The following is an 18,905-nucleotide window of genomic DNA, read 5'->3' on the forward strand; positions in this document are numbered from 1 at the left end:
ACACCACCCGAAGGTGGTGTCTAAATGATACGAAAATGCCAGTATCTTTAAAAAATGGATGTCCGCAATATTTATTTAGCAGCTTCCGTTGCAGCAGGAGCTTCCGCACTTGGAGCCGTTGTAGGTTCTGTTCCGCCATCCGCTGCAGGGGCAGAGCTCTTCGGCAGGTTGATTTTGACGTCAAGATCCTCCAGACCCTTCTCCATAAACGTCTGCAGATTGGCGGAAGCAATCGAGCCCTTAACGCCTTCCTTCTCATCATCCGTTAGTTGGTCAAAGGTTTTCTCTGTCCGTGATTCCACTTTAATAATGTGGTAACCGTACGAAGTTTTTACTGGATCACTAATGGTGTTAAGGGGCAGGGTTTGAGCAGCCTTTTTAAATTCCTCTACATACGTTCCAAGAGGCTTGTCCGCAATTTCTCCACCCGCATCCTTAGAGCCTGGATCCTCAGAGTATTTCTTGGCGATTTGGGCAAAATCTGCTCCACCATCCAATTGAGTCTTTACTTCCTTGATAAGCTTAAGTGTTTCTTCGTCCGTACGTTCTTTTTCATTAGCATCCGTGAACCCGATCAGAACGTGACGAAGGGTGGCAACTGTGAAATCACCCTTTGTGGCTTCAAATTGCTTTTTGACTTCATCGTCGGTTACTTTGCCCAGCATATCTTGATAAACAGAAAGTACACGGACCATGTAAGTTCGAATGTCTTTTTCCTTAAGGTCCTGCTCCTTCAATGTGCTATCGAAGGTATCACCCATACCCTTTTTAAAGTTAGCAATCTGTACATCTGCTTCCTTCTCAGCCTCTTTCTTCGCGGTATCCGACGCCTTGCCCGCCAGATATTCGAAGGCAATCTCCTGACGCAAAATAGATTCCTTAAACTCATCAATCTCCAAATATTGCGCCTGTTCAGGTGAAAGAACTTTCATAATCCGTTGATCCAGAGCGAATTCATTCTCAGTAATCGTTCCGCCTTTATAGCTAGCTACCGCCTTACTAGTATCATCGGAAACGTTATTATTGTTGTTGTTGCAAGCAGACAGCATGGAAAAGGATACTGCAGCAGCCAGTGACACCAGCAGCAATTTCCATGATTTTTGATTATTTAATGACATTGTGTAGTTCTCCCTTCGATTTTAAAGACTGTTTGACTTCTTCTAGAAATTGTTCTAGTAAGCCAAGCAGCTCCTTATCCTCAAGCCCTTTAGATTTTACCCGGATCGCTGCTTTCGCGTCCCTATCAAATTGTACACGTCTTTCGAATCGATTTCCAACTTTAGCAAGCTTGGCGGTATCAAAAGCCCCGGTACGCCCCTCATGAAAATTCAGGGAAACCTCTTCCCCGCGTCTAACTATGGAATCAATCCCGTACATTTTGCCGTATACCTTCAGCCGAGCCACAGACAAGAGGTTATCAACGGCCTCCGGCAGTTCACCGAATCGGTCTAGCAACTCATCAGCAAGCTCTGAAGCCTCATCAAATGAGGTTACCGCCGCTACTTTTTTATAAATCTCAATCTTCTGAATACTATCGTAAATATACTCGGACGGAAGATAGGCATCAATCGCCAGATCAATAACGGTGTTGCCTTCCTTAAGCGAGGTGTCTTCCTCACCCAGTACCGTCACTTTACGCTTGCGTATTTCTTCAGCCAGCATCTGTGAATACAGGTCGAATCCGACAGAGGCAATGAAGCCATGCTGCTCTGCACCCAGCAGATTTCCTGCTCCGCGGATGGAGAGATCACGCATCGCAATTTTGAAACCGGATCCGAGTTCCGTAAATTCCTTGATGGACTGGAGACGTTTTTCTGCCACTTCTGTCAGAACCTTATCTCGTTGATAAGTGAAATAGGCATATGCAATCCTGTTAGAGCGACCGACACGGCCGCGAAGCTGATACAGCTGGGACAAGCCCATTTTATCGGCATCATGGACAATAAGCGTATTTACATTCGGAATATCTACACCCGTCTCAATAATGCTTGTACTGACGAGTACATCATATTCACCGTCCAGGAAATCAAGAATGGTTTTCTCAAGCTCCGATTCTGACATTTGCCCATGGCCAATCCCCACTCTTGCCTCCGGGACAAGCATCGAGATCTGCGCCGCCATTTCCTGTATCCCCTGAACACGGTTATACAGGTAGTATACCTGACCTCCGCGAGCCAATTCACGTTCTACCGCCTCACGCGTAAGTGTCTGACTATGCTCTACCACATAGGTCTGTACAGGGAAACGATTCTCTGGGGGTGTCTCAATAACAGACAAATCACGAACACCCAACATCGACATATGAAGTGTACGCGGAATAGGTGTGGCCGTTAAGGTAAGAACATCGACATTAGTCTTCAGCTTCTTCAGCTTTTCCTTATGCGTTACACCAAAACGCTGCTCTTCATCCACAATAAGCAGTCCTAAATCTTTGAATACCAAATCCTGTGATAGCAGACGGTGTGTTCCAATGACAACATCTACCGTTCCTTGCCGGACTCCTTTAATCGTATCATTTTGTTCCTTCCGGCTGCGGAAACGGCTGAGCACCTGAATGTTAAGCGGATAATTGGAAAAGCGCTCACGGAAAGTCTCATAATGCTGCTGAGCTAAAATAGTCGTCGGTACCAGCACGGCTACCTGCTTGCCTTCAATAGCCGACTTAAATGCCGCTCTGATGGCGACCTCTGTCTTACCGTAACCAACGTCACCACATAGAAGACGATCCATCGGACGATTTTGTTCCATATCCTTTTTAATTTCTTCAATCGCCCGCAACTGATCACGAGTTTCCTCATAAGGGAAAATCTCTTCGAACTCATGCTGTTCTTGGGTGTCCTTCTCGAAACCATACCCAATGGCACTTTGACGTTCCGCGTACAGTTTAATAAGATCATCAGCGATATCCTGCACCGAGGAACGTACTTTGCTCGTAACTCTAGCCCATTCATTCCCGCCCAGCTTATATACCTTAGGCTCTCTGTCTTCTGAACCTACATATTTTTGAATAAGATCAATCTGTTCAATAGGTACGGAGAGTTTGTCGCCCCCAGCATACAGAATATGCATATAATCACGATGAATTCCGCTAACCTCAAGCGTCCCGATACCCATATACTTGCCTATACCATGATTTTGATGAACGACATAATCCCCAACCTTCAGCTCTGTATAGCTCTTGATGCGCTCAGCGTTGTCTATACCTTTGGACACTTTACGTGCCTTACGCTGTTTCTGAGAGAACATCTCGCCTTCGGTAATAACCGCCAGGTGAATAGAGGGAATCTCAAAGCCCGAACCCAGGTTTCCCTGAACAATCGTAGGCTCATCAATACCGTAATCGTAAAGTATTCTACGAACTCGTTCAATTCGCTCCTCGCCGTTAGCAAGCATCATGACCCGCACACCGGACTTATTCCAACGCTCCATCTCAGACTTCAACACGTTCATTTGACCATGGAAGTCCTGCATGCCGCGACTAATAAAGCCCAGAATGTTCTGAGGCTGAATATGTGGGACCTGTCTTAAAAAGATAGACATAAAAAGGCTCTGGAATGGGCGTTTATACATCACTACATCACTCTCAACGGACAAAGGAAGCTCTGGAAGCATCTTGCCGTTTTGCAGAAGATGAAGATTCCATTCCGACTCATCACGCTCAAGCTGCTTCGCGGTTTCGAGCAACCGTGCAGGCTCGTCTAGAACAAGTATGGTGTCCTCCACCATGTAATCGTACAAATGAGTGCGCTCAGGGTAAAGCAAAGAAATGTATTTGTAGATTTCCGGGAAATAAGTTCCTTCCCTCAGCATCTCAAGCTCTCGTCCCAGTTCTTCACGCAAACGAAGCTTTGCCTGGCGGTCTGTCATTTTCTCCAGTTGACGCTCAAGGATGGCTGCTGCTTCTGAAGCCGCATTCTCTTGGCGGGACTTCTCCGCGATAATTTCCTTCGAGGGTGTAATTTTTACGCTGCGGACTTTGTCAATGGAGCGCTGATCCGCAGGGTCAAAGGTTCGAATGGAATCGACCTCATCGTCGAACAGCTCCACCCGGTACGCCAGTGGAGAAGTCATAGGGAAAAAGTCAATAATTCCACCGCGCACACTCAATTCTCCGCGGTTCTCTACACGTTCTACCCGTTCATAACCCATCTCGATCATAGAGGTTAGGAAATCTTCCAGAACCAGTGTCCCGTCTTGAGAGACTATAATCTGAGCTTGAGCCATAATCTCGGGTGAAGGTAGCAATCTTCGAACCCCAGAATACGGGACTACAACAATTCCACGGAAGCCTTGTGCGCATTTGGTCAGAACATCAATACGCTGTGCCAGCGTCTCCGGACTGGAGACAGCTGCTTCGGCAGCAACAAGTTCATTGGCAGGATAGAGCAGTACCCGATCCGCAGAAAGCGCTTCCTGTAGGTCTTCAGCCATTTTCTGGGCTGAAAACATATTATGTGTGACTATGAGCAGCGGTCGGGAAGTCTCCTCGTGCAGAGCCGCAAGCATAATCTGCCTCGCGGAGCCGGACAAGCCCGATATCAGCTGTTCTTTCATTCCTGCAGCAACACCCCGGGTGACGGATTGAAAATCGGGGTCTTTGGAAAAAGCTTCTATAAGACCTTGCAACAAAAGGCGCACCTCTCTTACTGGACAGATCTCGGCGGCACTAATCGCCGCCACCCCTGTCATTATTAAAATCGAAAAGAAGCCTCAGCTGTGAGGCCAAGGCTTGCGGATGACGATAAAACAAGTACCGCCTCCATACTACTGAAGCGGACTGGCCAGAAGGCAAAGTTCTGGATTGTTTTCAAAGGCTTCCTTGCAGTAATCACAAGTTACCTTTACCGTTATCTCGCCTTCTGAATCATACGCAATTATATCTCTGCGCTCCGCAGGGGTCAAGGAATGAAGGCCGAGCTGCATTTCGGTAGCATCATTTTTATTGATGCTTCCGAGAAATGTACGGCAGTGCCTGCAAACATAGTTTATTGCCATCTATATGCCTCCTGAAGATAGTATATACCTTCATTATGCCCACTAGCTCCGGACTTTAGCCTTTGGCAACTAAACCAGTCAGCTCTAACCGTTAAACTTGGCCATGGTTTGCTCAAAAGTATGATGAAGACTGAACTCAATCGCATCACACGTATCAGCCAGCATAGATTTGAGTTTGTCTCCTTCCTTCTTAGGGAATGAAGAGAGTACATAATCCACTACAGCGAACCCCGGCTCAGGACGTGATATACCCAACCGCACTCGATTGAAGGATTGTGTACCTGTATGCTGAATAATGGACTTGATGCCGTTATGGCCGCCTGGGCTGCCTTGATAGCGCAAACGAACCTTTCCGATTTCAGTATCCAGGTCATCATAAACTACGATCATGTCTTCAAGCTTTACCTTATAATAATCCATGTATGCTCGAACCGCTTCACCAGAAAGGTTCATAAACGTCATCGGTTTAATCAGTACGGTCTTGACCCCGTCGATGACACCTTCACCGATCACAGATTTACATTTACTCTGATTAAGAGCGATACCGTGTCTGCTAGCCAGCTCATCCAGAGCCATAAAGCCAACGTTATGCCTTGTTTTCGAGTATTGCGAACCCGGATTTCCTAACCCGACAATCCATTTCATGAACGAACCTTCCCTTTCGATGCAGACTCTCCGGCAGGAGAAGTGTGTTTTTGGTACAATAAAAGTATTCATAAACCCATTGACTGAATTATACTCCGAAAACAGGTGATCAATATGTTACATCAGGGTGAGACTTTGACGCTTCAGCGCCATTTCCAATATCACATACAAAATGCTATACCTGTAGAAGTCTGTAGAGACACCGTGCATGTGGATATTGGCGTGCTGACCGCCGCAGATGACAGCTTTGCAGAGCTGCAGGGAACGCTCTATAACCGTAAAGTGTTTACATTTATATCACGACCCGGCTACTGAATAACAAACCAGCATCACGCCGACAAGGGTTACATCTCCATAAACGGAGGTGTAACCCTTTTATATTCTCAGCAGCTTATTCGATCTCGAACAATTTACTGATGGAAAGCTCTTCGTGAACGCGGATAATAGCCTCACCCATAAGCGGAGCTACAGACAGCACCGTAAGCTTAGAGGTCGGATTTTCGCTACGAATAGGAATCGTATCCGTCACAATAATTTCCTTAATTGGAGAATTCTCAAGACGTTCATGGGCAGGACCTGACAAGACAGGATGCGTACAGCAAGCATATACTTCCTTCACGCCGCCTTCCATAAGAGCGTTGGCTCCAAGAACAATTGTGCCTGCCGTATCAATAATATCATCAATAAGGATGGCGGTTTTACCTTCAATATTCCCGATAATATTCATAACTTCACTGACATTTGGTTCTGGGCGGCGCTTGTCAATAATTGCCAAAGGAGCATTAAGGAAATCAGCCAGCTTTCTTGCGCGTACAACCCCGCCATGATCCGGTGATACAACAACAGGGTTCTGGATTTGTTTGGAACGGAAATACTGGGCCAAGATAGGAACACCTAGCAGGTGATCTACCGGAATATCGAAGAATCCTTGAATTTGCATAGCATGAAGGTCCATCGTAATAACACGGTGAGCGCCGGCTTTTTCAATCAGGTTAGCAACCAGCTTGGCCGTAATTGGATCACGCGAACGTGCTTTACGGTCTTGTCGGGCATATCCATAGTAGGGAATAACCACATTGATACTCTTAGCGGATGCACGTTTCAAGGCATCTACCATAACAAGTAGTTCCATCAGGTTGTCATTAACAGGACCACAGGTAGACTGCACAATATATACATGGCAGCCTCTCACACTCTCCGACAGCTTGACCTGAATTTCTCCGTCACTAAAGCTGGTGGTATGGGATTCACCCATAGGAATACCGATGTAATCAGCAATTTGATGGGCGAGCTTAGGGTTGGAGTTACAGGTAAAGATTTTTAATTTGGAATCGCAATAAGTCATAAAATTTAAACCCTCCGTGACGGAATTTAACTTTTCAAAGGCGCCGGCGCGGAATATTCAAAGAAATCAGTGCCTGCAACGATACGAGGTATCCCAACTCGATGCAGGCGTCTGTTCTAGTCCGTGTGGCGTTACAGCATGCTTTACGATGGACTCGACTGGTTTTTTTTAGCTTTCGCACGGGAGCGGATCTTTTCCGCATACCCCGGTTTATTCTCTTGCCGCACTCTGGCAATGGCAAGATCATTCTCAGACACCGAACGTGTAATGGTTGACCCGGCGACAACAAAAGCGCCTTTACCCACAGTGACCGGAGCAATAAGGTTTACGTTGCTGCCAATAAAGGCATCATCCTGAATTTCAGTTCTAGCTTTATTATATCCATCATAATTAACGGTGATTGCTCCGCAGCCAACATTTACATTCCGGCCAACAGACGCGTCACCGATGTAGCTCAGATGCGAAACTTTAGAACCGTCACCAATGGTAGCATTCTTAATTTCCACAAAATCACCAATCTTTACCTCATCACCAAGAACAGCACCTGGGCGTAAATAGGCAAAAGGCCCAACGGTAGTCCGTGCGCCGACTTGTGCCTGACTTAGTACGGAGTGCTTAATCACTGCTCCGTCCAATACTTGGCAGTCTTCGATTTCACTCGCAGGTCCAATCTCACAATTGTCCCCAATCACGGTATTACCTTTAAGAAGCGTTCCTGGATAAAGAATGGTATCGGCTCCAATAACAACATCGGCTCCAATATAAGTAGCTGTAGGATCAATAATAGTCACACCATTCAGCATATGCTGCCGATTGATGCGTTGTCTCATATGACCTTCGGCTTCTGATAATGCGAGACGGTCATTTACTCCAATAGACTCAGCAGGATCCTTCGCCTGGTATCCCAGAACAATATCACCTTGTGTCTTTAGGATGCCGATGACATCGGTTAAATAATATTCCTGTTGGTTGTTGCTGTTCGTAACCTTATCAAGCGCGGCGAACAATTGGGAGTTGTTAAAACAATAAGTGCCGGTATTAATTTCGCATATAGCATCTTCTTCCGCAGTGCAATCCTTCTGCTCTACGATCTTTAGAACGCCGCCGTCTTCTCCGCAAATAATTCGTCCATAACCTGCTGGATGTTCCATCACAGCTGTCAGTACGGTTGCGGCTGCCTTGCGTTGTTCATGAAGAGCCATAAGGCCTTCCAGTGTTTCCTTTGTTACGAGTGGTGTATCCCCGCAAATAACAATGGTTGTGCCTTCTTCCTTGCCAAGCAAATCCTTCGCCTGCTTCACGGCGTGACCGGTACCTAGCTGCACTTCCTGCAGCACATATTCCGCCTTCTCGCCCAAATAAGCTTGAACCGCTTCTGCGCCGTGCCCAACGATGACAATACTTCGTTCGCATCCGGTCGCTTTTACTGTATCAAGCACGTGCCCTACCATCGGCTTACCGCAAACGGGGTGCAGCACTTTATATAATTTAGATTTCATACGCTTGCCTTGACCTGCGGCAAGTACTACAGCCATTCTTTTCAAGAATGCCAACCTCCTACTCTTGAACTCACTACTGAATATATCTCATTCCGGGCAAAAAGAAAAGAGAACCATTAAGGCATGGCTCCCTTTTCTTCGAACCCCAATAAGAAAAACATTTATCACTGCACTCTCGAAGATTTCGTGCATTCCTTCAATAGCGGCAGCTTCTCTTGCAAGATCAGGATGAAATTCAAGAAGTTAGAACAGTCTGATCTTATAAAAATGGCATGACCTTAATGCCGCCAGTAAGGGCAGCAGTCTTTCAAGAGCACTTAAGCTCCCTCTTCAATAACTTCTTCTTCTTCCTCTTCCGTAGCGGCGCGATCGTACTCGGCCAAAACAGCGGATTGGATCTTCTCGCGTGTTCCCGACGAAATCGGGTGTGCGATGTCGCGGAATTCGCCGTCCGGTGTACGTTTGCTGGGCATAGCAACAAACATCCCGTTGTTACCGTCGATCACTCGAATGTCATGAACAACAAACTCGTTATCGATGGTAATGGATGCAATTGCTTTCATTCTCCCCTCAGAGTTGACGCGGCGGAGTCTGACATCCGTAATTTGCATGTGTGTGTTCACCACCTTTTTCCATCAGAGACTTGGTGTATAATTCCACACAGCAAAGCGAATTCCTTCTTTTTCATTCCAAAAAATGACTGTTAAAGAAGAATATTTTTGCGATACCAATAGTTTCGACATAAACCGAGGAGGTCCTTCAATATTCCTCACCGATTCGACAAATTTCCTGTTGCCTATACTTTTCTTATGTTGCGAAATAATTGCCGGGATGAGCCGAGATACGCTTCTCCTTGGAGTCGACCTCGCTCAGCTTCACAAGTGATACATAATCATGAAGTAGACGCTCTTCCCATTCCACCGCACCTGATTCTACCAGGACACCCACACCAGCCACCTGACATTTGAACTCACCCAGCAGATCAACCATGCCCCTTACGGTTCCCCCCGCCTTCATAAAGTCATCTACGATAAGAACACGTGATTTCTCTGGAAGTGCACGTCTGGATAATGACATCGTATGAATACTCTTATGTGAACCGGATACATAATTGATGCTTACGGCTGAGCCTTCTGTTACTTGATGATCCCTGCGAACCAGTACTACCGGTAGCCCTAATTGGGCAGCTGTTGCATAAGCAAGAGGTATACCTTTGGTCTCTACGGTCATTACGGCGTCTATTTCTGCTCCATAAAAAGCCGTAGCAATTATTTTACCCGCCTGTTCCATTAAAGAGGGCAGTCCCAGCAGGTCTGACATATACAGATATCCGCCGGGTAAGATCCGATCGCTTTGTTCCAATTGGACACATAGTCCTCGGACGAAGGAAAGTGCCATATCTTTCGGCATTCTAGGAATAAAGCGTACACCGCCTGCTGCGCCGGCAAATGTCTGTAGCTCTCCCATGCCTTCTCCTTCAAATACTTCTTTTATAATAGCCAAATCCTCACTAATAGACGATTTAGCCGATCCGTATCGGTCGGCAAATGTAGACAGTGGTAACAGGTCATGCGGCTTTTCAAGTAAAAATTGAGTCATATCTACCAAACGCTGACTTCGCTTAAGTTTTTTCACGGAACGCTCCTCGCCAAAACCGAATAATATAGAAAAATATATCACTTTTGTACGGGTTTATACAAGAAGAAACAACTTCATCGTCCATTAAGGAACATTTCCGTTTCACGTAGACAGGAGAAATACTAAGTCAACATCCGTACAGCATAGACTTCCTTACAAAATCCCCGCAGCCCGTTGTAAATTCTGGCTACCTTGGATTGCTTGGATACCAGACCAAATACAGTTGGACCGCTTCCGGACATCAGTACCCCATCTGCGCCTAATTTGATCATAGCTTCCTTCAGTTGTTGCACCTCAGGGTGCAGCTTAAGGGTCACTTCCTCCAACACATTTCCGAGCTTATCGCATACGTCTTGGAAGTCCCCTTCCTCAATAGCTTTTCGCATGAGGAGGGATGAAGGATGCACACCAATGTTGTTGCTGCGAAATCGTCCGTACACCTCTGCTGTAGACACATTAATTGGAGGCTTCGCCAGAACGACCCAACATTGCGGCGGGCTTCCGATGGGTGTCAGCTTCTCACCGCGTCCCGTCGCCAGTGCGGTTCCGCCGGTAATACAAAACGGCACATCCGAACCCAACTCAGCTCCGAGCGACAAGAGCTCTTGAGTGGGAATACCGAGCCCCCACAGACGATTTAATCCCCGCAGGGTAGCTGCCGCATCACTGCTTCCGCCAGCCAGTCCGGCGGCTACTGGAATTCTTTTATCCAGATGAATATGTACACCACTCTTTACATCGTAACGGTCTTTAATAAGCCTGGCAGCCTGGAATGCCAAGTTTTTCTCATCCAGCGGAATATAGCCGGCTTGACTTGATATTATAATCGAATCCCGCGGCATCTCTGAAAGTTCCAGACGGTCCGCCAGATCGACCATGGTCATAATCATTTCCACCTCATGAAAGCCATCCGGGCGCTTATGCAGCACATCCAGCATTAAATTGATTTTGGCCGGCGCTTTTTCATACATCTTCAAGGCGTTCACCCACCTTCACTTTTCCCTCAAAAAACAACTTAACATATTATATGAGAAACTTGTACCTAAGTCCATTCTAAAGTAAAACGCACAAAAGAACACCGCTATTTATAGCCGGTGCCCTTCGATTCATTAAAAAACGTGGCATAAATGAGAACTAGGATTTACGTGCGGCCTCTTCTGCCATCTGAATGGCTCTCTTCACCATATTTCCTGCATCCTTCGCCTTAATACCTCCCCAGCCTTCACGCTCAACGGTATCATAGAAGCCCAGATCCTTGGCCAGCTCCGTCTTAAGCTCATCGGACATCACACTCCGTCTTCTGCGGCTCATAATCGGTCCCTCCTTATGGTATTGGATAACGTACGTAATTCCCCATTAGTATGGTTGCTGTTCACAGGAATCATGCAAGGTTTACTTAGGCCTCAACTCCAAATAAATCATAAAAAAACAGCCCTCCCGAAGGAAGACTGTTTCTGATTCATTTAAGCTTTAATATACATAACTCGCATCTGTCCGTCATCTTCGCAGACTGTGATTTCCACAGATTCAGTAAGTATATCGGTATAACTGTAGGAGACTCGTTTGAACGTCTGTTGCTCCTGGTCTAGTTTGACAATGAATACAGAAGGGTACGTTTCTTCCAGGACTCCGGTACGCTCGACGGTTTTACGACGACCACCGTTTGCACGTAGCGTAATCTTATGACCGACATGAGCTTCGAGACTGCGTTTAATTTCCAACAGCGCGTTATTAGCCATTCCTGACGACCACCTCTTTCCTTGTCCATTATACATCTTTATATAGAACATGTCAAATCAAATAAATAATTATAGATGATGTAAAAAAGGTTGTCAACGGATTTTTTTTGTCCATAGGTAATTGCTCAGATTCGTCCTTGTTATCGGAAACAAAGCTTGTATGTATACAAATTAAAAATAAGAAAGGCAGGCCTTTAGCCCTCCTTTCTTAATAGAACTTAACGCTGCAACACTCTTTACATTACTGAGGGTGTAACCTTTAATGTGGATAGATTTTGCAGCCTTGGCATCCCGATGCGAAAGGCTCCGCGTGTCTCAATTCCGCCCACTCCTTGGATGCCACTGATCGTATGGTTCAGTACGTCGTTCAGGTTAACGGTATCCCGAATAGAGGTGAAGGAAGCTTTGGCCGCTATATATACCGGATCTAACGCATGAATTAAAATTCGCCCCGGGGAACTGGCAAAATTCGCCCCTGCGCCAAGCAGAGCTTCGAAATGGGACTGGCAGGCCCCGGCTACTATAGTGAGTGCATCAAAGTTCCGCTCATAATCCCGGGCAATTTGAATCGCTGCTACAAAGTTTTGCGAGTTTTTATAGCTGCTCAGACTATATAAATCATATGCAGCATGATGTTGCTTCAGTACTCCATCATGGCCCGTGATTACCAGAATATCCGGACGGACACGGGGAAGTAGTCTGAACAAGGTATCCGCCATCGCAGATTCATGAACATGATGTCCTTCAGCAGGAATTCTCAATTGCTCGTATAAGCTAAGACTTTTATTCAAATACGCCGGATCTCCGTCCAGATGCAGCACTTTCCCGGGGACTTCAAAATGAGCCGCTTCTTTAGGAACTTGCTGAGTCCAAGCGCCAATTGCAGCCCCTAGGCTCCGCTGGCTTTGTTCCAGCCTATCCTTCTGCAGCAGTGTCAATGATTCTCTAGCCTTAATCTGCGCTCGTTGTCCACGCTCCGTAGTACGGGAAGGAGGCACTTGAATCAAGTCGTGGAGCGGAGAGTCTGCCAGCAGACGGAACTCTGTCCCTTTGATGACGGCCTTATTTTGTACTATATGTTCCACGCGAAAAGTCACATCGCCGCCATAGGATTTACGAACGACTAGGTCTCCCAAATTCATTACAGCATCACCTCTACCCCATCCTATGGGCAAAGGTCACGGTTGGTTCTTATTCTGATATGTTTTTAGCCTAAGCAATCCCTGCTGCCAACAGAACGCCGCTGAGACGGGCATATTCCTCGATGCTAAGCGTTTCACCTCTGCGGGTTGGTTCAATTCCGGCCTCCGCTAGCAATGCCTCCAGGCGCTCTCGGCCCTCTTGCGGAAAATAACGGGCTTTAATATTATTGGCAATGGTCTTGCGGCGTTGAACGAAACAAGCCTGTACCACTTCAAAGAAGTGCTTCTCATCGGCAACCTCAACGGGTGGATGCTGTCTTACCTTCAAGCGGATAACCGCTGATTCCACATTCGGCTCGGGAATAAATACGGTTCTAGGCACTTTACAGACCAGTTCAGGCTCACTGTAGTATTGCACTGCAATGCTAAGACTTCCATATTCTTTGCCGCCTGGTGAGGCTGCCATTCGCTCTGCAACTTCTTTTTGAATCATGACCACAATATTATCTAAAGGCAGTTTCTCCTCCAGCAGCTTCATGAGTATGGGTGTAGTTACATAGTAGGGCAAATTGGCTACTACGCTGACTCTCTCTACCCCAGCAAAGTCTTCCGCGAACAATTCCTTAAGGTCCACTTTCAACACGTCATCATTTCGCACTTTAACATGAGGATAAGGGGACAATACATCCCGTAAAATAGGAATTAGCCTGCGGTCAATCTCTACAGCGGTTACTGCGCCGGCAGTCTGAGCCAAACGCTCGGTTAAAGCCCCGATTCCCGGGCCTATTTCCAATGCCCCTGCGCTGCTGTCCAGTTCTGCTGCATCTACAATTTTGTCGAGAATATTTTGATCAATCAAAAAGTTTTGACCTAGACTTTTTTTGAATGAGAATTTATAGCGTTGAATAATTTCCTTAGTTCTCTTTGGGGATGATATTTGCTCTCTGCCGTTCATGAAGTGAGACCTCCTAATTCAATTTGGGCGAGAGCCTGAGTAAATTCCTCCCGCGTAATGCCAAACATCGCCAGTCGTTTATACAACTGCTTGCCGTTGCAATAACCGATTCCAAGTAAATTCCCCAGTACCATTCTTCTCTCTGCGGCATGAGGGTGAACCAGCATTCCCGCCTCCATCAGATCATCGATCCCAATAACAGGGATGGATCCTTCAAAAGCGGTGTGCACATGCGCCAGTGCATGTCTTATCGCCTCCGGTGAGGCGTTCTCCACACCGATGTCACCTTTGCGGGTTGCATCCTTCTCTGGAATAAAGGCATGCTTGCAGCCAGGTACTTTTGCGGCGACGATCTTACGTATGCGTTCTCCCGCATGGTCCGGGTCTGTCAGGATAATGACGCCTCTCCGTTCCATAGCTAGCGCAATTTTGGCGATGATGCTATTGTTCACGGCTGAACCACCCGTCTCAATCGTATCCGCCTCTACCGCCCGTTTCACTGCCACTGTATCGCTTTTCCCTTCAACGACAATCATTTCCTTAATCATAATATCTTCCTTTCGGTACAACTCCATACAACGCAAAAAGAAGAGGATTCGCCCCTCTTCTTTTTGGCTAAAGAATGTATAAGTGATGAGCGACAGCTCTGCGATCTTTGACGTTCCATATTCTGCTACTCATCACTATAGCTTATAAGACGTTTTTTTGCAAAAAGTAACGCTTAATCCAATTGCGGCTTTACCGGTCCAATCACATACACGGTACGGGACTTGCGGCCGAAATTACGTGCATTGCTTAATGAATCATAATACACGTCGATCTTATTGCCATTAATGGCACCACCGGTATCTTCAGCACGGCGGAAACCTAACCCTTCAATATAAACCCACCATCCCATGGGAATAATATCTGGATCAACTGCAATCGTCCGACCTTCCGTTACGCGTGTTCCGGAGGCAGTACGTGTACCGATGCCTGGTTCTTCTGAAGAATAAGCCGTCATCGAGACATTTTTAATTACTTTTTTGTAATCGAAGTCTACGCCTGCTTTACTTGCGACGTTAGTGCTGCTTGCAGACACTTTAGTTGATTTGGAGGTAGTTGTAATAGTTTTTACAGCAACAACAGGCTTAGGAATAGCTTTGGTTCCTATAGCAATGACTTTATCTTTGGTCACCAGTTGAACTTCTTTGCCAATCATACGCATAGAGGCTAGTTCTCCATCTTGGTAGACCTTTTCGATATGTTGAATCATGATGCCTGGTTTACCGGCCTGTGCCACTCTAACTGTTCCCTTAGGTAGGGAGGGGTCCGCTGTCTTGATGATCCTGAAAGGTAAACTTTCTGTCCGCTCTACGGTTTGCTTGTTGATGCGGACAATCTTGATCTCCATATTTGCGGCTACTGTGGTGTCTAACGAAGGAAAAATCTTATCAGAGCCCTTTAATTCAATTCCAAGCTTGTTAATCGCATGGCCAATGGTGCTTTCGGTTGTATAGAGTGTCTTGGTCTCTCCATCAGCAGTAAGATTAAGCTGCTTCGCACGGGTAATGACGACACGGTCACCATCCTGTAACTTATCACTAAGTCCTAGAGAAATTTCATCGTGCGGCTGCAGCGAAATCTGTTCCTTCGCCAGCACATCACCTAGAAGCGATTCCCGGGTTTCCAGCGCCTGGACTTGCCCGTCTATTACTAAAACAAATTGTTTGCTGCTTTGACCGTGTACGTACAGCAGAATTAGTAGCGCGATAGCGATTGAAACCACGCCTGCAAGTGAAAGTACGCGCAAATTCACTTGATCCCACCGTAATGCGTAAGACCTGCTGGATGATTGTGAATCATGGGATACCTCTGGTTGGAATACGCCCATTCTCTCCATCCTCCTTACATAGCCTCGTCGTCTACAAGTTTAAACAAGCTGACTGAATATGTTCTGACGATAACTATTTGAGATTGTCACAGGACACGCCTACATTTTCTTTGCGTCTCCTGCTCATGGATCGCCTGCCCGGCATAGCTTCTCCCACTCCTGTTGTATAACAGTATGTCGGAAACATTCACTTTATTCAAAACAAAAGAAGCCTAAAAGAGTACTTATGAGGACTCTTTCGTGGCTTCTCCGGTGTCAGAATACGCGAGAATGTGTATGCACGAGGTTTCCTCTCTTACTTGCGCTTACGGGGTTAGCTGTCGGGTTCGGGCGAAAGAGAGACGCCCTATTTCAGGTCACCCGCTCACGGCGGTTGCCCTTAAATTCACCCCAAAGACCACGAAAAGAAATCAAATATTGTCTGCGGCATGCTTCTTGTGTACTCTATGTACGGTGATACAGTACGGCATGACAATATTGGTTCCCCCGTTCTCCATACGGAGACTCAGCGAGACGATCCATGAATCAATGGCTGTTTACAAATATCAACAGCTCACTGCACTGAAAAGATGATAACGTGTTTTGATGCATGTTGTAAAGTCCACTTCAAGCACGTTTACGTAAAAAAATGATTAAAATATTGTAATATTCGGCCGTTTTTTCATTAAAAAAGTTTAATATATCGTCTATACTCTTTTTTTCGCCCTATTTACTCCCGTTTTCAGACAATACCAAATCGTTCCAGTGCGTTCGCATACGTGATTTGAGCCATTTCCTCCCAGGTTATTCCTTTTATTTCCGCTGCTGCCTCCGCTACAAGCTTCACATGTGCACTCTCATTTCGCTTTCCTCGAAAAGGGTGAGGGGTTAGATATGGAGAATCGGTTTCGATAAGTAACCGGTCTAAAGGAGTCTGAGCAAGCACCTCTTTAGGAACTCTGGCATTCTTAAACGTGATGGGTCCCCCGAAAGACAAATGGAAGCCTAAGTCCAGGCACATTTTGGCAGTTTCCCAGCTGCCTGAGAAGGAGTGCATGACACCTCCAACCTCATTGGCCTTCTCTTCCCGCAGAATTCTAACCACATCTTCATGTGCGTCCCGATTATGAATGGCTATCGGCATCCCGAGTTCGCGCGCCAACCCAATCTGTTGTCTAAATACACGCTGCTGCACATCCTTGGGAGATGTATCCCAATGGTAATCAAGGCCAATTTCCCCAATAGCCACCACTTTTTTATGGCTGCACAAGGAAGCAATCCATTCCAGATCGTTTTCTGTCATGTTGATGGCATCTACGGGATGCCATCCCACGGCTGCATATATAAAATCATAAGATTCTGCAAGCTTCATCGTGGAGGGAATCGTCTCCCTGTTGAATCCAATATTTATCATTTTGCTAACTCCGGCTTCCACTGCCCGATTGATGATTTCCTCGCGGTCTTCGTCAAATTCTGGAGCATCCAAATGAGTATGTGTGTCAAAAAGAAACATGTTTTGCTCCCCTTCCCGCTTGTATACTTCTATAAAAATTTCATATTAATTTTGTATTACCTTCTAAATAAGTCTGCGATCGACGAAGGTAGCTGCGCCATTGCTTTATCCAGCTTGTCCTGCGGAAAATAGAGGTGATATTTTCCACGATGAATGCCGCTTATAGAGCGCACAATATCAGAAACCTCTGATATTTCCCGAAGTCGCTCCTGCCGGTCTAACAGCAATATTTGCTTGCTGTCAAAGCCCTCTCCTGGACGAAACACGTCATACGGAAGATCCGTGGGAAAATCCACTTCCAAGTCATACTCCGGATGGAGTCCTGCGGCGCCAAAGCTTCGGCGGATTTCGTCAATGGTCTCTAGATCAAGGTTCTCCATTTCCACATATTTATACAGTTTACGATGGATGAATCGGTTGCACAAGTCACTCAGTAATTCATCTTCTTCAAGAGTCCATTGCATAAAAGCCGTTTGTACAAGCGCCTCATCTAATAACAAATATTGCTCCACGGTCAGCTCACCGCGAAACAAATCACTGAGCGGTTCTATCATGAACTTGAAATTAAATTCCTCTTGAACAAGCTCCTTAGCCCGTCGGAAGATCTGACGCAAAATAATTTCAGAGCTTCGTGTAACCGGATGAAAATAGACCTGCCAATACATCTGATATCTGGACATTAAATAATCCTCAATGGCATGCATCCCCGATTCCTTCACTACAACCCGTCCATTATAGGGGCGAAGCACCCGCAAAATACGATCAATATCAATAGTTCCATAATTCACACCTGTATAGTATGCATCCCTGAGCAAATAATCCATACGGTCAGCATCTAGAGGGCTTGAGACCAAATTCACTACAATGGCATGTTCATAGGTTTTAGAAATCACCGAAGCTACTTTATTTGGAAAATCCTCTTCTACATCCCGCAAGATTTCGGTAATCTCCGTGTTTTCTAAAATAATTCTGCAAGTCCAATCCTCATGGTTCATATCAAAGGCTTCTTCAATAGAATGTGAAAACGGACCATGTCCTAAATCATGAAGCAAAGCTGCACATAAAGTGAGCAATCTCTCCTCCGGTATCCAGTCGCCATAGCCGCTTCTTTCAAATTGGGAAATAATTCGTCTTGTAATTTCGTACACACCGAGAGAATGTGAGAATCGGCTATGCTCCGCACCGTGGAAGGTAAAATAGGAGGTGCCTAGTTGGCGAATCCGGCGTAAACGTTGGAATTCCTTCGTATTAATTAAGCGCCAAATGATGGTATCCTGCACGTGTATATAATTATGAACCGGATCTTTGAAAACCTTTTCTTCAGTGAGCGGTTGTTTCATGGAATCAGCTCCTTAGTATCCTTATAATTTGAACGATTCGCGGTGACTTTTAAAATGACCGTTAGAGTCTTTGAATAGCATTTAGTGTCTTAGAATAGCAGTTAGTGTCTTTTAATGTCGAATAATGTCGAAATAAGGGTTTCCAAATTTTTTACCTAGTTTTTTACAATATATTGGCTACTTTACGAAGAAATAAGCGATATACAGAGAAAAGTATTAAATAAACTTAAAATTTCTAGAAA

The 18,905-nt window shown here is 45.9% G+C and carries 18 protein-coding genes and 1 riboswitch; of the genes, 1 reads left to right on the forward strand and 17 read right to left on the reverse strand.

Going from position 1 to position 18,905, the window contains the following annotated elements; all coding sequences use genetic code 11:
- Nucleotides 1-71 precede the first annotated feature (71 nt).
- The 4 genes from PWYN_RS11400 to pth form a co-directional block, all read right to left on the reverse strand.
- Complete coding sequence (locus tag PWYN_RS11400) at nt 72-1,118, reverse strand: peptidylprolyl isomerase (protein ID WP_036651592.1); 1,047 nt, start codon at nt 1,116-1,118, stop codon at nt 72-74.
- Entirely contained in the window at nt 1,105-4,629 is a 3,525-nt protein-coding gene (gene mfd / locus PWYN_RS11405; RefSeq protein WP_036651595.1) for a transcription-repair coupling factor, read from the reverse strand. The genes PWYN_RS11400 and mfd overlap by 14 nt, the downstream gene beginning before the upstream one ends.
- A gap of 135 nt (nt 4,630-4,764) precedes the next feature.
- Complete coding sequence (locus PWYN_RS11410) at nt 4,765-4,995, reverse strand: anti-sigma-F factor Fin family protein (RefSeq protein ID WP_036651597.1); 231 nt, start codon at nt 4,993-4,995, stop codon at nt 4,765-4,767.
- Between the two features lie 84 nt (nt 4,996-5,079).
- Nucleotides 5,080-5,640: an aminoacyl-tRNA hydrolase gene (pth, locus tag PWYN_RS11415; RefSeq protein ID WP_036651601.1), complete on the reverse strand. Its 561-nt coding sequence runs from the start codon at nt 5,638-5,640 to the stop codon at nt 5,080-5,082.
- Between the two features lie 114 nt (nt 5,641-5,754).
- On the opposite strand from pth, the gene PWYN_RS11420 reads away from it, so the two are divergent.
- Complete coding sequence (locus PWYN_RS11420; protein WP_036651604.1) at nt 5,755-5,955, forward strand: hypothetical protein; 201 nt, start codon at nt 5,755-5,757, stop codon at nt 5,953-5,955.
- 76 nt (nt 5,956-6,031) lie between these two features.
- Here the strand turns inward: PWYN_RS11420 and PWYN_RS11425 are convergent, their stop codons facing one another.
- From PWYN_RS11425 to PWYN_RS11485, 13 genes are all read right to left on the reverse strand, one after another.
- Complete coding sequence (locus PWYN_RS11425; protein ID WP_036651607.1) at nt 6,032-6,985, reverse strand: ribose-phosphate diphosphokinase; 954 nt, start codon at nt 6,983-6,985, stop codon at nt 6,032-6,034.
- Nucleotides 6,986-7,128: 143 nt separating this feature from the next.
- Nucleotides 7,129-8,529 carry a bifunctional UDP-N-acetylglucosamine diphosphorylase/glucosamine-1-phosphate N-acetyltransferase GlmU gene (gene glmU, locus PWYN_RS11430; RefSeq protein ID WP_036651610.1) on the reverse strand — a complete coding sequence of 467 codons (1,401 nt, stop codon included), beginning with the start codon at nt 8,527-8,529 and terminating at the stop codon, nt 7,129-7,131.
- Nucleotides 8,530-8,801: 272 nt separating this feature from the next.
- Nucleotides 8,802-9,095, reverse strand: a complete 294-nt coding sequence (spoVG, locus tag PWYN_RS11435) for a septation regulator SpoVG (protein WP_036651612.1) — start codon at nt 9,093-9,095, stop codon at nt 8,802-8,804.
- Nucleotides 9,096-9,291: 196 nt separating this feature from the next.
- Nucleotides 9,292-10,119 carry a pur operon repressor gene (gene purR / locus PWYN_RS11440; protein ID WP_036651615.1) on the reverse strand — a complete coding sequence of 276 codons (828 nt, stop codon included), beginning with the start codon at nt 10,117-10,119 and terminating at the stop codon, nt 9,292-9,294.
- Between the two features lie 125 nt (nt 10,120-10,244).
- A complete protein-coding gene (gene ispE, locus PWYN_RS11445) occupies nt 10,245-11,099 on the reverse strand; it encodes a 4-(cytidine 5'-diphospho)-2-C-methyl-D-erythritol kinase (RefSeq protein WP_036651619.1) in 855 nt (284 codons plus the stop codon).
- Between the two features lie 157 nt (nt 11,100-11,256).
- Complete coding sequence (locus PWYN_RS11450) at nt 11,257-11,433, reverse strand: small, acid-soluble spore protein, alpha/beta type (protein WP_036651623.1); 177 nt, start codon at nt 11,431-11,433, stop codon at nt 11,257-11,259.
- Between the two features lie 152 nt (nt 11,434-11,585).
- Entirely contained in the window at nt 11,586-11,861 is a 276-nt protein-coding gene (veg, locus tag PWYN_RS11455) for a biofilm formation stimulator Veg (RefSeq protein WP_036651625.1), read from the reverse strand.
- Nucleotides 11,862-12,097: 236 nt separating this feature from the next.
- Entirely contained in the window at nt 12,098-13,003 is a 906-nt protein-coding gene (gene yabG, locus PWYN_RS11460; protein ID WP_036651628.1) for a sporulation peptidase YabG, read from the reverse strand.
- Nucleotides 13,004-13,073: 70 nt separating this feature from the next.
- A complete protein-coding gene (gene rsmA, locus PWYN_RS11465; RefSeq protein WP_036651631.1) occupies nt 13,074-13,958 on the reverse strand; it encodes a 16S rRNA (adenine(1518)-N(6)/adenine(1519)-N(6))-dimethyltransferase RsmA in 885 nt (294 codons plus the stop codon).
- Nucleotides 13,955-14,506 carry a ribonuclease M5 gene (gene rnmV / locus PWYN_RS11470; RefSeq protein WP_036653715.1) on the reverse strand — a complete coding sequence of 184 codons (552 nt, stop codon included), beginning with the start codon at nt 14,504-14,506 and terminating at the stop codon, nt 13,955-13,957. Before rnmV ends, rsmA begins: the two co-directional genes overlap by 4 nt.
- A gap of 173 nt (nt 14,507-14,679) precedes the next feature.
- The gene (locus PWYN_RS11475) at nt 14,680-15,831 is read right to left on the reverse strand and encodes a 3D domain-containing protein (RefSeq protein ID WP_036651634.1); all 1,152 of its coding nucleotides are present in this window, start codon (nt 15,829-15,831) and stop codon (nt 14,680-14,682) included.
- 287 nt (nt 15,832-16,118) lie between these two features.
- A riboswitch (cyclic di-AMP (ydaO/yuaA leader) is annotated at nt 16,119-16,352 on the reverse strand.
- Nucleotides 16,353-16,552: 200 nt separating this feature from the next.
- The gene (locus tag PWYN_RS11480; protein ID WP_036651637.1) at nt 16,553-17,323 is read right to left on the reverse strand and encodes a TatD family hydrolase; all 771 of its coding nucleotides are present in this window, start codon (nt 17,321-17,323) and stop codon (nt 16,553-16,555) included.
- Nucleotides 17,324-17,379: 56 nt separating this feature from the next.
- Complete coding sequence (locus PWYN_RS11485) at nt 17,380-18,663, reverse strand: HD domain-containing protein (RefSeq protein WP_036651642.1); 1,284 nt, start codon at nt 18,661-18,663, stop codon at nt 17,380-17,382.
- Nucleotides 18,664-18,905: the final 242 nt, after the last annotated feature.

The sequence above is a fragment of the Paenibacillus wynnii genome, from assembly GCF_000757885.1.
GTDB lineage: Bacteria > Bacillota > Bacilli > Paenibacillales > Paenibacillaceae > Paenibacillus_AQ > Paenibacillus_AQ wynnii.